Origin of the sequence: Noviherbaspirillum sp. (assembly GCF_035627455.1) — a bacterium.
Classification (GTDB): domain Bacteria; phylum Pseudomonadota; class Gammaproteobacteria; order Burkholderiales; family Burkholderiaceae_D; genus Noviherbaspirillum.
In genome coordinates this window covers 1-14,731 of the sequence record NZ_DASPLS010000082.1, presented here as the reverse complement: position 1 = coordinate 14,731, position 14,731 = coordinate 1, and the positions used below count along the sequence as shown (strand labels likewise).

Here is a 14,731-nt window from a genome sequence, read left to right as displayed (position 1 = left end):
CAGTACATTTACGTGATGAAGGGCCTGACCAAGATCTTCCCGGGCGGCCGCAAGGTGCTCGAGGACGTCTGGTTGTCCTTCCTGCCGGGCGCGAAGATCGGCGTGCTCGGCCTGAACGGTTCGGGCAAGTCCACGCTGCTCAAGATCATGGCGGGAATCGACAAGGACATCGAAGGCGAAGCGGTCCCGATGCCGGGGCTGAACATCGGCTACCTGCCGCAGGAGCCGCAACTTGATCCGGAAATGACGGTGCGCCAGGCGGTGGAATCCGGCCTGGGCGAAGTGGCCGAGGCGCAGGCCAAGCTGGACGCGGTGTATGCGGCGTATGCCGAGCCGGACGCCGACTTCGATGCGCTGGCCGCGGAGCAGGCGCGCCTGGAAGCGCTGATCGCGACCGCCGGCGGCGGCAACCTCGACCAGCAGCTGGAGGTCGCGGCCGACGCGCTGCGCCTGCCGCCGTGGGATGCGAAGATCGGCGTGCTGTCCGGCGGCGAGAAGCGCCGCGTCGCACTGTGCAAGCTGCTGCTGTCCAAGCCGGACATGCTGCTGCTGGACGAGCCGACCAACCACCTCGATGCGGAATCGGTGGAATGGCTGGAGCAGTTCCTGCAGCGTTTCCCCGGTACCGTGGTCGGCATCACCCACGACCGCTACTTCCTCGACAACGCCGCGGAATGGATCCTCGAACTCGACCGCGGCCACGGCATCCCCTGGAAGGGCAACTACAGTTCCTGGCTGGAGCAGAAGGAAGCGCGCCTGAAGCAGGAAGAGGCGCAGGAATCGGCGCGCCAGAAGACCATCCAGAAGGAACTGGAATGGGTGCGGCAGAACCCGAAGGGGCGCCAGGCCAAGAGCAAAGCCCGCCTGTCCCGCTTCAACGAGCTGTCCGAGCATGAGTACCAGAAGCGCAACGAGACGCAGGAAATCTTCATCCCGGTGGCCGAGCGCCTCGGCAATGAAGTCATCGAGTTCAAGAACGTCTCGAAGGCCTTCGGCGACCGCCTGCTGATCGATAACCTGAGCTTCAAGATTCCCGCCGGCGCGATCGTCGGCATCATCGGCCCGAACGGAGCCGGCAAATCGACGCTGTTCCGGATGATCGCCGGGAAGGAGCAGCCGGACAGCGGCGACGTCGTGATCGGCCCGACCGTCAGGCTGTCGCTGGTGGACCAGTCGCGCGACGACCTGGAGAACAAGAAGACGGTGTGGGAAGACGTGTCCAACGGCGCCGACATCCTCACCGTCGGCCGTTTCGAAATGCCGTCGCGCGCCTATCTCGGCCGCTTCAACTTCAAGGGTGCGGACCAGCAGAAGATCGTCGGCAACCTGTCCGGGGGCGAGCGCGGCCGCCTGCACCTTGCCAAGACCCTGCTCCAGGGCGGCAACGTGCTGCTGCTGGACGAACCGTCGAATGACCTCGACGTGGAAACCCTGCGCGCGCTGGAAGACGCGCTGCTGGAATTCGCCGGCAGCGTGATGGTGATCTCGCACGATCGTTGGTTCCTCGACCGCATCGCCACCCACATTCTGGCATTCGAAGGGGATTCGCAGGTGGTGTTCTTCGACGGGAATTACCAGGAATACGAAGCGGACAAGAAGAAGCGCCTCGGCGAAGAGGCCGCCAAGCCGAAGCGTATCCGCTACAAGCCGATCACGCGCTGAGCATCGCGCCGGTGCGGATCAAGGGTGTGCCGCGGCACACCCTTTTTCTTTCCGGAAGCTGCGTGCATCGGCCCGGTTCCGATGTTCCCGGCAATGACATGACGGCCGAGGGTCACGCGATGCGGCCACAATGCATGAAGCATTCGACGCCGCCGCCTGTCTAAGCTGCTCTGCCTGCGCGCTGTCTCGCCATGCCGCTGACCCTGCTTTTTCCACCCGGCCCGCTCTACGCGCCCTACCATGCTCTCGAGGACGCGCTCGATTTCGCGCGCGCCATGCATGAGCACCAGCTCCGGTTGCGGGCAGGAGCACCGGCTTACTATGACAAGGACGTGCACGCGATCGTGCTGGCGTTCAGCCTGCGCGCGGTCGGCCGCAAGCTGGACGCGCTGATCGCGGCCTTCCGCGCGCAGATCCGTATCGACGCCGCCGGAGGCCTCTCGCGCCGCACACTTGAGCTGCAGTCTGCGATGCAGCAATACAATGCGGCGGTGGCCAGCCGCGATGTGTGGGACAACAGCGTCGACGCATCCGCCAACGTGCTGGAACTGGCGTTCGATTGCCTCGCCTCGCTCGAGCGTGATATCCAGACGTACGAAGAAAGGAACTAGGGCCTTAATTGGTTTTGGCTTGTACCTTGCAGGAACGGGCCGTAAGCGTCGCATGCCATGTTACGGGCGGCGCCCGGTCCTTCCTGTCGCAACACGCGGCGCCGGGCCCGCTACGACGCATCGCCGTGCCTGGCATTCGGCCGGTTCCCGGGGCGGCGCGACCCATGCATTCGGGGGCGCCGTGGAGCAGGCTAGTCGACCGCGCCCTGGTTGCGCAGCCATTCGACCAGTTTTTGCAAACCTTCCTGGTGGATCGATATCGTGCTGCTCACCAGCTGGGTGGCATCGGGGCCTTCTTCCCGGATCTGCAGGTCGACCATGGAATCATTTCCGGGATGCAGGTTGACGACGAGCTTCTCGATGCCGGCGGCCGTGGTGTTCTGGATCACCGCCTGTCCCGAATCAGAGGCGTTGAAGGTGGTCTGCATGGCGTTCTCCACAGTAGGTGCACAGCACTCTTTCTAGCTTAGAAACGCCGGAAATGCGAGGCAGCCCGGCAACTATGCAGTCCTGCGCTTGTGAATCATCAGGAAAAAGTGCGCCTTCACCCCCAACACCCGCTTGTGGCCCACATCATGCTCCGGCTTGCCTGGCAACAGGCTTGCAAAGCGGTAAAGCGCGGGCGCGTCCACCGGGTTGAGCATGGACTCCGATGCCCATTTGCCCTTGCCCGACCACTTGAGCAGGCGGCGCCACCAGGCGTCGGGCAGCAGGTGAATCAGCGGAATGCGCGACTTGAATTCAAGCGGATGGCGGCGGTTTGCGGTGGTCAGGAACACGCCCCTGCGCGCGACCCGGTACAGCTCCTGTACCAGCGCGTACTGGCGCTCGGTGCCGCCGCTGTGTTCCAGCACCTCGTTGCAGAACACCCAGTCGAATGCGCCATCCGGATAGGGCAGGCGGGTATCGTGCGCCTTGCTTGCGACTGCCGGCGCCTCCATCTCGCAAGCTGTGAGCCGCATGCGCTCGGGCAGGTCGCTCCAGGCAAACAGGTAATCGCTGTTATCGAACAGCGTGGTCGGCTTCATGTAGACATTCAGCACCGTGCCGAGCGGCGCCGCCTGGCGGAAGCCGGTGAACGCGGCGAACAGTTTTCGCCGCTGCGACGTGAGGATCTTCTCGGTGATGCCGCGCTCCGGCAGGCTGCTGTACTCCGCGTTGGCTGCGTGTTTCAAATTCTCGCTCCCTTGGCATGTTCGCCGGCTCTTATGTGCGCTTGTCTCGAGTGCAACGGCCGGGTGGTGCCGGATATTATTCACCGTGCAGGAACGCCACCGTTGCGCGAACACAAGAAAGCTGCCGCTATGCAGAAAAGTTTGCGCTACGGAACATTGCCTGCTGGAAGCTGTCTATCCGTACGTCAACTTTATGGAGCGAGAGCAATGGGCAGTATTCGAGTCGGCGATACCGTCGCCTTCCGCAGAGGTGTTGTAGAAAAATGTAATTCCGAGGAAATCGCCGAATATCGGGGTGTGGTCACCGGAATTGCCGGCGGGTGGCTGTTTATCGAAGAGGCGAGCGGACGCACGAAAGTGATGCCGATTGCCAACATGTGCCGCGTGGCGCCCAACGGCGTGGTGCTGGAGCTCGTCTGATTTCGAGACGCCGGTTGAGGTGTCTCAAAGTTCGATGCACTGCACCATATCCTGCTGGCCTTCGACTGCGGCCGCCCTATAGTGAAGCGACTCAGGGAGCACTTTTCAACGGAGGCGAATCATGAGGAAACTCCCGATCGTTTTCGCGGCGCTGCTGCTGGCAGGATGTGCCGGCACACACGGCGCGGCGTATTCAGGCGGTGCCGGTGGAATGGGCTACGGCAATTCACCGGCGGCCGGCCCATCCTTCAATCCATCCTTCAACAGCAGGGATGGCTGGTTCAACCCCTATGTCGGCGCGTAGGCCAGCAAAGGCTTCCAGCCGCCGCAATGCAAAACGGGAAGCATATCGCTTCCCGTTTTTTCTTTCCCCCAGGTATTCCCGCGCCGTCACACCATCAGGTCGACCTGCTGCAGCGTGCCGGCGCTGCCATTCTCGGTCAGATAAATACCCGTGCTGCGCACCTGTCCGAGGTCGCGATTGACCTCGTCCTTGAGCGAGAACGCCGTCCCCGCGCGGCCGAGATACAGGGCGCCCACCCCGCGCGACTTGATCGTCTCCAGCGTGCCGCCACCCTTGTCGTCCTGTATCCATACGCGCAACTTCGCGAATACCTGGTCGTTGTCGTCGATCCAGCCGTTGCCGTCGCTGTCGTACTTGGCCAGATCCGCGAAGCCGTCACCGCTGGCTGTTCCGAACAGTTCCTTGCCGGAGTCGACCTTGCCGTTGTCATTCAGGTCGAGCGCGAGATAACCACGATTGCCGGCGAGCACAGGCACCTGTTCCTTGCTGCCGTCGCCGTCGATGTCGAAGCTGAACCTGCGGTTCTGCAGCTGCGCCGCCGTGCCGTCGAAATTGATCACCAGCGGATCCTTGCGCACCGCGTCGCCGGCGCGCAGCGAGGTGGACGACTCTTCGCGATAACTGCGCGCCATGCCGAGCGCCACATCCAGGCGCAGCTCCTTGCCGTCGGCGGTGCGGATGATGCCTTGCGCCCGGAACGACGTGACCTCGGATTCCTCGCGCACTTCGTGCCGGTCATACGCGATGCCGAAACCCGCGGCAGGCGGCGCGGCGGCTTCCGGCGCCGGCACGACGCGGGAATCGCAGAGACCTTCCGCCGACATGGTTTTCACCTTCTCGCCGGTCATGATTTCGACAATGAGCGTGATGAAATACAGGACCGGGTCGTTTTCCGCGCGCTTGATCGCCTCGGCGACCGCCTTCGTTTCATCGGCCGGCAGCGGCGACGGGGAGGCCGCCTCCGCAGCGGCGCGTGCAGCGTCGGACAGCACGACCGCGGACCGGGTTGGCGCGTTCGAAGCGGGATCCGACGGGCGGTCTCCCACCCATGCGCGCAAGGTTTCCCGCACCTCGGTGCGCGTGACCGCTTGCCTGCTGCTCGCGAGCTGCAGGCTGGATGATTCGATCTTCATGACCTGCCTCCGGTCTCTGAGATGATGTTTTTCTAACGGCGTATTCCGCAATAACTTTAGGTATTCGTTCAACTCGACCTTTCAGGTTCATCCTCGCCTGCGAAGACCCGCCATGTGCGCCTGCAACGAAACCGGCGAGGGGGCGGCTACTACAACTGATCCCCGGGTCGAGGGCATCTTCCTGCGATGCCGCGCAAGCGCCATTGCAGGCAGGACCACGGTTACCATCACTCACAATTTATTCCACCAGTAAAACGTTTTTCTGCAGCAATTCACGCTTAGAATCGTCGCGCCCGCGCCAATCCCGGAACGCGGCTGCGCAGGAAACCATGGAGCAGATATTGAGCGTGTTGTACGGCGCGTCCGGCATTGCCGCCGCGGCCTTGTACATACCGCAGATCCTCAAATATCATCGCGACCGCAACGCGCGGCACGCGATTTCGCTACTGTCATGGGGCGGGTGGATCATGATCGCGGCCATCACCATTGCTTATGCGCTGTGCGTGGTGCACAGCCCCCTCATTGCCGCAGTCGCGGCGCTGAACGTGCTCGCGCAACTGGCCGTTCTCGGTTACGGCATAAGCGCCCGCCTCGCGCGCCGCACCGCGCCGTCTTCGTCGGAAGCGGCGTAACGCCCGCGCCGATTCCCTGCTTTCATCGTGCGGGGCCCGCGCATCCCGCGGACAGGGGCGCCGTCGTATAATCGATTCACCACCCGCCGGCACAGCTATAACGTACCGCCCGACCCGCTGCCAACGCGATCAGACCGACATGCGCGATTCCGATACCTTCCCTTGCAGGCGACGCACACTGGCGCGCGCGCTGTTGTGCGCAGCGATGTTATCGATGTCGTGCGCAATGCCGGTGCAGGCCGCACCCGCGCGTGAAGTCCTGGTTGGCATCGGCTTGACCAAGCCTCCCTACGTCATGGGAGCGGAACAGACCGGCATCGAGTACGACATTGCCGACAAGGCGCTGGAAGCCGCCGGCTATCACATGGTGGCGCTGCGCCTGCCGCCGGCGCGCGCGCTTGCGATGCTTCGTGCCGGGAAGCTGGACGCCATGCTGACGGTCGATGAAGGCATCGGCGGCAGCGCGTACTTTTCCGATACCTATATGTATTACCAGAACGTGGCGACGACACTTGCAGGGCGCAACATCCGTCTGCGCAGTATCGAAGACCTCCTGTCATATTCAGTGGCCTCGTTCCAGAACGCCAGCCTGATCCTCGGCCAGCAATTCAAGGCGCTGGCGTCTCGCCACGGCGACTACAAGGAGCATCCGCAGCAGATCACGCAAAACCGCCTGCTCTATGCCGGCCGCGTGGACGTGGTCATCGGCGACCGGCTGATCTTCCGCTACCTGAACCGCGAAGTCGAAGCGACCATCGACACGACGAAGCCGGTGGTCCACCATGCGATCTTTCCGCCCAGCGCGCGCAAGGCGGTATTCCGTGATGCCGCCTTGCGCGACGCTTTCAACCGGGGACTCAGGACGATCCGGCAGAACGGCACCTACGCCGCGATCATGAAGAAATACCGGGAACACATGGAGCCGTAAAAAGCTTCGTTCACGACGCCGCTTCGCCGCGCACGCGTAGCCGGTACCGAGGAACCCCGGTGCGAGCGCTGCGTCCGCATGCGGGAGATAAAAAAAGAGGCCGACATTTGCATGCCGACCCCAAGTGCGGACTGTGAAACTGCAAACTGCGCTATTCAAACTTTCCACGTGCAAGGAAATTCATCAGCTTGTCGATTTCGCCGCGCTCCGGCGCCGGCGCCTGGTAGCTGTTGATGAATTTCTGGTAAGCGTGCGGATCCTTCTTGCTCAACGCGGCGAATTCGTCTGCCGTCATCGGTTTCTGCGGAGGCGTCGCCGTACCGGTGGATATCCGCGCCGGATCCTGCGCGATTCCAGCCAGACCGACCGCCTGCATGATGTCGGGACTGCGCCAGGCCATCGCGCAGATGCCGATGATCAGCATGAGCAGGAGCATCTTCAATGCAGGCCTCCGGTGTGCATTCGTATCGATCGCCGATAGTGGCAAGTTAGCACAGCGCAGCGTGCCGATACATACCATGAATATGTGAGGCCGCAGCGAGCCACTGCGCAGGTGTGACGTCCGCGCTACACTGCCGCACTGCACTGCGAAAAAAAGGAGGACGGGATGCAAAAGATTGCAATTTACGGTTTCGGCGCCGTCGGCGGCCTGCTCGGCGCGCGGCTTGCCGCCAGCGGCTGCGACGTGAGCGCGGTCGCGCGCGGCGAAACGCTCGCCGCACTGCGCGCGCATGGCGCGCGCGTGCTTTCCGGCGATACCACGGCCAGCGTGCCGTTGCGCGCAGAACAGGACCCGGCCGCACTCGGCGTGCAGGACGCGGTGATTGTCGCGGTCAAAGCGACGGCCTTGCCGGATGTTGCGAACGGCATTGCCCCCTTGCTCGGTCCGCACACCGTGGTGGTTACCGCAATGAACGGCGTGCCGTGGTGGTTCTTTGCCGGCGGCACACACCCCCATGCCGGCACGCGCCTGCCCGCACTGGACCCGGACGGCGCGCTCGCGCGCGCGATCCCAGTCGAGCAGGTGGTGGGCTGCGTGGTGCACCTGTCCGCGTCCTGCCCGCAGCCGGGTGTGGTGCGGAGCGGGTTCGGCAACCGCCTGATCCTGGGCGAGCCGGCCGGCGGCACATCCGAACGCGTGGCCGCGCTGGCCGGGCTGCTGACGCGCGCCGGCTTCGACGCGGAGCAGAGCCGGGATATCCGGACCGATATCTGGTACAAGCTCTGGGGCAACATGACGATGAATCCGGTATCTGCGATCACCGGCGCGACCTGCGACCGCATTCTCGACGATCCCCTGGTCTACCGGTTTTGCCTCGGAGCGATGGAGGAAGCGGCGGCGATCGGCGCGAGGATCGGCTGCCCGATCACGCAAAGCGGCGAAGACCGGATGGAAGTCACGCGCAAGCTGGGCGCCTTCAAGACATCAATGCTGCAGGATGCGGAAGCCGGCAAGCCGCTGGAAATCGATGCGCTGGTGACGGCGGTGCATGAGATCGGCAGGCTGGTGGAGATCCCGACGCCGCATGTCGATGCCTTGCTCGGACTGGTACGCCTGTACGGCAGGACGCGCGGACTGTACCGGTAAGCAGGCCCGGCGGAAGGTGCCGGAGGGCCATCGGGGGCGAAACGCGCCGTCGAGCCCGTTCCGCCCCAAGGGCTAGAACTGGCGGCCCAGGTTCAGGCCGGCGCCCCAGTCAGGGCTGCCGTCCGAGAAGCCCTTGGTCGCATACGCCTGCATCTTGTAATCGGCATCGAACTTGCGCGAATAGAAGGCGGTGAGTTCGCGCTGCGCATAGCCGATGTCGGTCGACCTTGTCCGGTAATCGAAGATCACGCCCGCACTCGCCCTGTCGTCGATCTTCTGCGACAGCCCGACGTTGGCGCTGACCACGTTCTTGAGCTTCAGGCCGGGCGAGCTGCCGAGCACGCCATAGCCGAGCCCGCCAAACCAGGTGGTATTGCCGATTCTTCGGTACGGGTCGACCAGCAGCCAATAGTCGTGCTCGCCGGTACCCAGGCCGCGGGCGCTGTCAGCGATGCCGAACTTGATCTTTCCGCTGACGTCGACGCCGAACTGTGCCTTGGGGTCGAGAGCGAAGGAATAGGTCGCCGCGGCGGTCAGGTCGCCCCAGCCGGAAGCGGTGCGGGCGGCGACGCCGGTCTGGCGCACCGCGCCCACGCCGGCGACCACGTTGTCGGCGCCGGTGATGCGGATGTAAGGCAGGGTCGCCTTCAGGGTCCAGTTGCCGGTTTCGTAGCTGCCGATGAAGGGGACGGCGGAAATGTCGGTACGGGTGGTGCTGCCGTAGGTGCCGCTGCTGAAGTCATAACCCGTCTTCAGCGTGATATTGCTGTCGGCAAGGGCGACGGTGGTCAGGACGGGGGACAGGAGGGCGGCGATCAGGTAGGTCAGGGGTTTCATTTGCTTCACACTGCATGGATACGGTAAGACGCCGGGCAGCGCGGGCTGCCCGGGCACAGAAGGCGGTCGTCAGCTGCGGCGCGCTCGTTCGACTTTTTCGGGACGCTCCACCTTTTCCACCTTGGCGGGCTTTTCCACCTTCTCGATCTTTTCGACTTTTTCGACCTTCTCGACTTTTTCCACCTTTTCCACTTTCTCGACCTTGGCCGGGCGTTCGAGCTTGCTTGCCGCGGCGGTTTCGCGGCGTTCGATGGCAGCCGCGCGGTTTTCCTCGGTCCTGGCCCTGGCCGCCTGCGCCGGCTCCGGCAGCACGACGGTGGCGCCGTGCTTCTTCGCGGTGACGCCGTCCGGAACAGTCATGCCCGGCTTGTAGACGGTCGCGCCTTTTCTGACGGCGGTCGTCGTGGTCGTCGGAGTAGTCGTGGGCGGCGTGGATGACGTGGTGGTCGAGGTGGTCGTGCCGGCGGTGGTTGTCGCTGCCGGCGTGGTGGTGGTCGATGCCGCAGTCGTCGCCGGCGTTGCGGCGGACGTCGTGGTCGCCGTCGTAGTGGTCGACGTGGTCGTCACCGGTACGGTACTGGTGCTTGCCGTCGTTGACGTCGTCGTTGCGGCCGTGCCGGTCGTCGTGTCGGTCGGCGTTGCTGTCTGTGCGACCGCCGCGCCGGTCGACAGCATCGCGCTCGCCAGCGCGCTGAGGATCATCGCATGGCTGATGGATTTCGTGCTTTTCATGGTGGCTCCCTGGAACAAAAAAGTTGCCAGCCCATGTTACGGATGAAGGCCGCGCAAGGCAGCCACGAAGGTGTATCTCCTGTAAGAGGATGTTACCAATCGGAAAATAATCCCGGTGGCCAAGGCGCGCCGCAGTGGAGCACGCCGTGTGGCAGCGTAGCGGCAGACGCGTGTCTTACGGCGCCAGGGTCTGGAAGAAGTACGGTACGGCGCCGAATTCCGGCGGCGACACATAGGGCAGGATGGCGGTGCGGCGGAACGCGACCGGACTGGAGAAGCCCGGGCCGTCGTAGACGAAGGTATGGAACTCGCCGTTTTCCCCGCAGGCGTCGACCGCGGGAGGCAGGTCCGCGATGAAGGATTCGTCGAATTCGCGGCCGCAGAATTCCGCGCCGAGGTGTTTGCCGTTTACGCATACCACCAGCGCCTTGAAGCCGAGCGACAGGAATTCATCCACCAGCTTGCGGCGCGGCTCGCCCCACAACGGCAGTTGCGGCAGGACGCCCGCCTTTGCGCACACCTTTTCCTCCCATTCCCGGTGCGGCACGAGGTCGATGTCGCCGAACACCGCGGCGCGGATGCCGTCCGCATGCGCCTGCCGCAGCGTGTCGATGAAGCGCTCCTCGTAGTTCTGCCAGCTCGTGCGGTAGAACCGCATCTCCAGGCCGAGCGCCTCGGCCTGCGCATTGATCAGCTCCGGCGGCACGCCGTGCGAACGGGAACTGCCGCCGTCCTCGTCGAGTGCGGTGATCAGCCGGCGTACCGGCACGCCGGCGCGCCGCGCGCGCCACAGCGCGAGGCAGGAATCCTTGCCACCGCTCCAGGACACGAGCGCGGGGAGGGAGGAGTCGGAAGTCATGGCATTGCTCGCAAAGAAGGCATAAAAAAATGTCGTTCCCGGCTTGCGCGGGGAACGACATTGTACGGCGCGGCGCGGGGGTATGGCCCGCGCGGGCTTACATATTGCGGCGGTATTGTCCGCCGACCTCGAACAGCGCATTGCTGATCTGGCCCAGCGAACACACCCGCACCGCATCCATCAGCACCGCGAACACGTTCTCGTTGTTGATCACCGCTTGTTGCAGGCGCTGCAGCATCGCGGGCGCGCGGCCGGCGTTGCGGACGTGGAATTCGGCCAGCCGCTTCAGCTGCGACTGTTTTTCCTCGTCGGTCGAACGGGCCAGTTCCAGCGTGTGCGGAATCGCCTCGCCGTTGGGGTTGCGGAAGGTATTGACGCCGATGATGGGCAGCGTGCCGTCGTGCTTCAGGTGCTCGTAGTACATCGACTCTTCCTGGATCTTGCCGCGCTGGTAGCCGGTTTCCATCGCACCCAGCACCCCGCCGCGCTCCGCGATCCGCTCGAACTCCTGCAGCACCGCTTCTTCCACCAGGTCGGTCAGTTCCTCGATGATGAAGCTGCCCTGGTTCGGGTTCTCGTTCTTTGCCAGGCCCCATTCGCGGTTGATGATCAGCTGGATCGCCAGCGCGCGCCGCACCGATTCGTCGGTCGGGGTGGTGATCGCCTCGTCGTACGCGTTGGTATGCAGCGAATTGCAGTTGTCGTAGATCGCGATCAGCGCCTGCAGCGTGGTGCGAATGTCGTTGAAGTCGATTTCCTGCGCATGCAGCGAGCGGCCGGAGGTCTGGATGTGGTACTTCAGCTTCTGGCTGCGCTCGTTCGCGCCGTACTTGTCGCGCATCGCGACCGCCCAGATGCGGCGGGCGACGCGGCCGAGCACGGTGTATTCCGGGTCCATGCCGTTGCTGAAGAAGAACGACAGGTTGGGCGCGAAATCGTCGATGTGCATGCCGCGCGCGAGATAGGCTTCGACGAAGGTGAAGCCGTTGGACAGCGTGAATGCCAGCTGCGAGATCGGATTCGCGCCGGCTTCGGCGATGTGGTAGCCGGAGATCGACACCGAGTAGAAGTTGCGCACCTGGTTGTGCACGAAGTATTCCTGGATGTCGCCCATCACCTTCAGGCTGAACTCGGTCGAGAAGATGCAGGTGTTCTGGCCCTGGTCTTCCTTCAGGATATCCGCCTGCACCGTGCCGCGCACGTTCTCCAGCACCCATTCCTTGATCTTCGCCACTTCGTCGTCGGTCGGTTCACGCTTGTTGTCGGCGCGGAACTTGTCGAGCTGCTGGTCGATCGCGGTGTTCATGAACATCGCGAGGATGGTCGGCGCCGGGCCGTTGATGGTCATCGATACCGAAGTCGCCGGGTTGCACAGGTCGAAGCCGTCGTACAGCACCTTCATGTCGTCAAGCGTGGCAATCGACACGCCGGAATTGCCGATCTTGCCGTAGATGTCGGGGCGCGGCGCGGGGTCGGCGCCGTACAGCGTCACCGAGTCGAATGCGGTGGACAGGCGCTTGGCCGGCATGCCTTCGGACACCAGCTTGAAGCGGCGGTTGGTGCGGAACGCGTCGCCTTCGCCGGCGAACATGCGCGTCGGGTCTTCGTTTTCACGCTTGAATGCGAACACGCCGGCGGTGAACGGGAAGGAGCCGGGAACGTTCTCGGCCATCAGCCAGCGCAGGATCTCGCCGTGGTCTTCGAACTTCGGCAGCTGCACCTTGCGGATGGTCGTGCCCGACAGCGTCTTTTGCACCAGGCGGGTTCGGATTTCCTTGTCGCGGATCTTCACCACGTAATCGTCGCCCGCGTACGCCGCCTTCATGTCGGGCCACATCGCGAGCAGTTTCTTCGCACTCGCATCCATCGCGTTGTCGCGCTCGCTGATCAGATCGTCGAGGTCGGCGCTCTTGCCGCACGCCTGCGCCATGCGCCTGGCTTCCTGCAGGTGCTGGCGCTCGCGCGCGAGCGTCACCTGTTTCGCGGTGTTCCTGTGGTAGCCCCGCACGGTATCGGCGATCTCGGCCAGATAGCGGGTGCGCGCCGGCGGCACGATCGCATTCTTGCCGGAGGAGCAGCGCACGTTCACCGGCGCCAGCTTGCCCGGTTTCGCCTTCAGGCCGATTTCCACCAGGCGCGGCAGGATGCCCTGGTAAAGCGCGGTCACGCCGTCGTCGTTGAAGCGCGAGGCCTGGGTGCCGTAGACCGGCATTTCCTCCGGCTTCTTCGAGAACAGCTCGCGGTTGCGCTGGTACTGCTTGGCGACGTCGCGCAGCGCATCCTGCGCGCCCTTGCGGTCGAACTTGTTGATCGCGACGACATCGGCGAAGTCGAGCATGTCGATCTTTTCCAGTTGCGACGCGGCGCCGAATTCCGGCGTCATCACGTACATCGACAGGTCGACGTGCGGCACGATGGCGGCGTCGCCCTGGCCGATGCCGGAGGTCTCGACGATCACCAGGTCGAAGCCGGCCACCTTGCAGGCGGCGATCACGTCAGGCAGCGCCTGCGAGATTTCCGAGCCGGCTTCGCGGGTGGCAAGCGAGCGCATGAACACGCGCGACTGGCCGTTCCACGGGCCGATCGCATTCATGCGGATGCGGTCTCCCAGCAGCGCGCCGCCGGACTTGCGGCGCGACGGATCGATCGAGACGACCGCGATGTTGAGGCTATCGTCCTGGTCGAGGCGGATGCGGCGGATCAGCTCGTCGGTCAGCGACGACTTGCCAGCGCCGCCGGTGCCGGTGATGCCGAACACCGGGGTCTTGATGGTGTCGGCCGCCTTGTGCAGTGCGCTCTTGAGGCCGGCGTCTACCTTGTCGTTTTCCAGCGCGGTGATCAGCTGCGCGAGCGGGCGCTGGCGCTCCACCATGTCGCCTTTGGTCAATGCATCGAGCGAGGCCGGCGCGTAGGACGACAGGTCGACGTCGCAGGCCTGGATCATGGACAGGATCATGCCGGTCAGCCCGAGACGCTGGCCGTCTTCCGGACTGAAGATGCGCGCCACGCCGTACGCATGCAAGTCGGCGATTTCGGACGGCACGATCACGCCGCCGCCGCCGCCGAACACCTTGATGTGTTCGCCGCCGCGCTGCTTGAGCAGGTCGATCATGTACTTGAAGTACTCGACGTGGCCGCCCTGGTAGCTGGAGACGGCGATGCCCTGCGCGTCTTCCTGCAGCGCCGCGGTCACGATTTCGTCGACCGAACGGTTGTGTCCGAGGTGGATGACTTCCGCGCCGTTGGCCATCAGGATGCGGCGCATGATGTTGATCGAGGCGTCGTGTCCATCGAACAGCGAGGCTGCGGTCACGAACCGGACCTTGTTGGCCGGCTTGTATTCGGTGAGCTTTTGGGCTACGGAGAGGTCGGTCATTGATTGTCTCTTTGTAAATTATTGGCCGCCTTTGCGGGCAGCCTGTGCCAGAATGACGTTTACGTTAACGTCAAATTTAGCATAACGTCAATCGGCTTGCCGTCGTTGGGATGACAGTGTTTCCCGGGGTAATGAAAAGGATAGAAGTTTTCGGCTGCCGGTGCCTCCCCGTCGGAGAGGGGAGGCCGGGATGATGGTGGTTGGCCGTGCAATCAGGCGATTGATCGGGCCTCGCCACCCTCATCCCAACCTTCCCCTTGGAGGAGGAAGGGGCCTTTTCTTTACAGGCGAAAAGTTGCGGTTTTATGCGGCATGCGGAATCCCGCGCAGCGATGCCTGGAATTTCTCCAGGAGAAGCTTCCGCTCCTCCCGGTACTGCGCAACCGCCTTCTCCTTCACATGCCCGAAGCCTCGAATCTTTTCCGGCAGCGCCGCGATTTCGGCCGCCAGCGCGAGGTTGTCCTTGTTCAAGCC

At 63.9% G+C, this 14,731-nt stretch carries 17 protein-coding genes; 8 read left to right on the top strand and 9 right to left on the bottom strand.

The genetic code is table 11. The annotated features are described in order from the left end of the window. Positions 1-6 precede the first annotated feature (6 nt). Together ettA and VEC01_RS15630 are read left to right on the top strand one after the other, a co-directional pair. Positions 7-1,662 carry an energy-dependent translational throttle protein EttA gene (gene ettA, locus VEC01_RS15635; RefSeq protein WP_414691459.1) on the top strand — a complete coding sequence of 552 codons (1,656 nt, stop codon included), beginning with the start codon at positions 7-9 and terminating at the stop codon, positions 1,660-1,662. Between the two features lie 191 nt (positions 1,663-1,853). Next, a complete protein-coding gene (locus VEC01_RS15630) occupies positions 1,854-2,273 on the top strand; it encodes a hypothetical protein (RefSeq protein WP_324901831.1) in 420 nt (139 codons plus the stop codon). A 191-nt stretch (positions 2,274-2,464) separates the two neighbouring features. Here the strand turns inward: VEC01_RS15630 and VEC01_RS15625 are convergent, their stop codons facing one another. Together VEC01_RS15625 and VEC01_RS15620 are read right to left on the bottom strand one after the other, a co-directional pair. Continuing rightward, a complete protein-coding gene (locus tag VEC01_RS15625; protein WP_324901830.1) occupies positions 2,465-2,701 on the bottom strand; it encodes a hypothetical protein in 237 nt (78 codons plus the stop codon). A gap of 72 nt (positions 2,702-2,773) precedes the next feature. Further along, the gene (locus VEC01_RS15620) at positions 2,774-3,448 is read right to left on the bottom strand and encodes a methyltransferase domain-containing protein (RefSeq protein WP_324901829.1); all 675 of its coding nucleotides are present in this window, start codon (positions 3,446-3,448) and stop codon (positions 2,774-2,776) included. Between the two features lie 102 nt (positions 3,449-3,550). On the opposite strand from VEC01_RS15620, the gene VEC01_RS15615 reads away from it, so the two are divergent. Both VEC01_RS15615 and VEC01_RS15610 read left to right on the top strand, forming a co-directional pair. Then, positions 3,551-3,868, top strand: a complete 318-nt coding sequence (locus VEC01_RS15615; RefSeq protein ID WP_324901828.1) for a hypothetical protein — start codon at positions 3,551-3,553, stop codon at positions 3,866-3,868. A 121-nt stretch (positions 3,869-3,989) separates the two neighbouring features. Then, positions 3,990-4,172, top strand: a complete 183-nt coding sequence (locus tag VEC01_RS15610) for a hypothetical protein (RefSeq protein ID WP_324901827.1) — start codon at positions 3,990-3,992, stop codon at positions 4,170-4,172. Positions 4,173-4,258: 86 nt separating this feature from the next. Here the strand turns inward: VEC01_RS15610 and VEC01_RS15605 are convergent, their stop codons facing one another. Then, positions 4,259-5,305 carry a hypothetical protein gene (locus VEC01_RS15605; RefSeq protein ID WP_324901826.1) on the bottom strand — a complete coding sequence of 349 codons (1,047 nt, stop codon included), beginning with the start codon at positions 5,303-5,305 and terminating at the stop codon, positions 4,259-4,261. A 329-nt stretch (positions 5,306-5,634) separates the two neighbouring features. Here VEC01_RS15605 and VEC01_RS15600 point away from each other — a divergent pair, with 329 nt between their 5' ends. Then, entirely contained in the window at positions 5,635-5,937 is a 303-nt protein-coding gene (locus tag VEC01_RS15600; protein ID WP_324901825.1) for a hypothetical protein, read from the top strand. Positions 5,938-6,076: 139 nt separating this feature from the next. Continuing rightward, positions 6,077-6,865, top strand: coding sequence for a substrate-binding periplasmic protein (locus VEC01_RS15595; RefSeq protein WP_324901824.1), 789 nt, complete (start codon positions 6,077-6,079; stop codon positions 6,863-6,865). A gap of 151 nt (positions 6,866-7,016) precedes the next feature. On the opposite strand, the gene VEC01_RS15590 is transcribed toward VEC01_RS15595, so the two are convergent. Next, positions 7,017-7,307: a hypothetical protein gene (locus VEC01_RS15590; RefSeq protein WP_324901823.1), complete on the bottom strand. Its 291-nt coding sequence runs from the start codon at positions 7,305-7,307 to the stop codon at positions 7,017-7,019. Positions 7,308-7,472: 165 nt separating this feature from the next. On the opposite strand from VEC01_RS15590, the gene VEC01_RS15585 reads away from it, so the two are divergent. Next, a complete protein-coding gene (locus VEC01_RS15585) occupies positions 7,473-8,453 on the top strand; it encodes a 2-dehydropantoate 2-reductase (RefSeq protein ID WP_324901822.1) in 981 nt (326 codons plus the stop codon). Between the two features lie 72 nt (positions 8,454-8,525). On the opposite strand, the gene VEC01_RS15580 is transcribed toward VEC01_RS15585, so the two are convergent. Further along, positions 8,526-9,290: a hypothetical protein gene (locus tag VEC01_RS15580; protein ID WP_324901821.1), complete on the bottom strand. Its 765-nt coding sequence runs from the start codon at positions 9,288-9,290 to the stop codon at positions 8,526-8,528. A gap of 69 nt (positions 9,291-9,359) precedes the next feature. Continuing rightward, complete coding sequence (locus VEC01_RS15575) at positions 9,360-9,650, bottom strand: hypothetical protein (protein ID WP_324901820.1); 291 nt, start codon at positions 9,648-9,650, stop codon at positions 9,360-9,362. Positions 9,651-9,693: 43 nt separating this feature from the next. Here VEC01_RS15575 and VEC01_RS15570 point away from each other — a divergent pair, with 43 nt between their 5' ends. Then, positions 9,694-10,068: a hypothetical protein gene (locus VEC01_RS15570; RefSeq protein WP_324901819.1), complete on the top strand. Its 375-nt coding sequence runs from the start codon at positions 9,694-9,696 to the stop codon at positions 10,066-10,068. A 129-nt stretch (positions 10,069-10,197) separates the two neighbouring features. Here the strand turns inward: VEC01_RS15570 and VEC01_RS15565 are convergent, their stop codons facing one another. The 3 genes from VEC01_RS15565 to VEC01_RS20645 all read right to left on the bottom strand — a co-directional run bounded on the left by VEC01_RS15565 (position 10,198) and on the right by VEC01_RS20645 (position 14,728). Beyond that, positions 10,198-10,881, bottom strand: a complete 684-nt coding sequence (locus VEC01_RS15565; protein ID WP_324901818.1) for a diphthine--ammonia ligase — start codon at positions 10,879-10,881, stop codon at positions 10,198-10,200. A gap of 97 nt (positions 10,882-10,978) precedes the next feature. Beyond that, entirely contained in the window at positions 10,979-14,257 is a 3,279-nt protein-coding gene (gene icmF, locus VEC01_RS15560; RefSeq protein WP_324901817.1) for a fused isobutyryl-CoA mutase/GTPase IcmF, read from the bottom strand. Positions 14,258-14,560: 303 nt separating this feature from the next. Continuing rightward, the gene (locus tag VEC01_RS20645) at positions 14,561-14,728 is read right to left on the bottom strand and encodes a DUF6537 domain-containing protein (protein WP_414691458.1); all 168 of its coding nucleotides are present in this window, start codon (positions 14,726-14,728) and stop codon (positions 14,561-14,563) included. Positions 14,729-14,731: the final 3 nt, after the last annotated feature.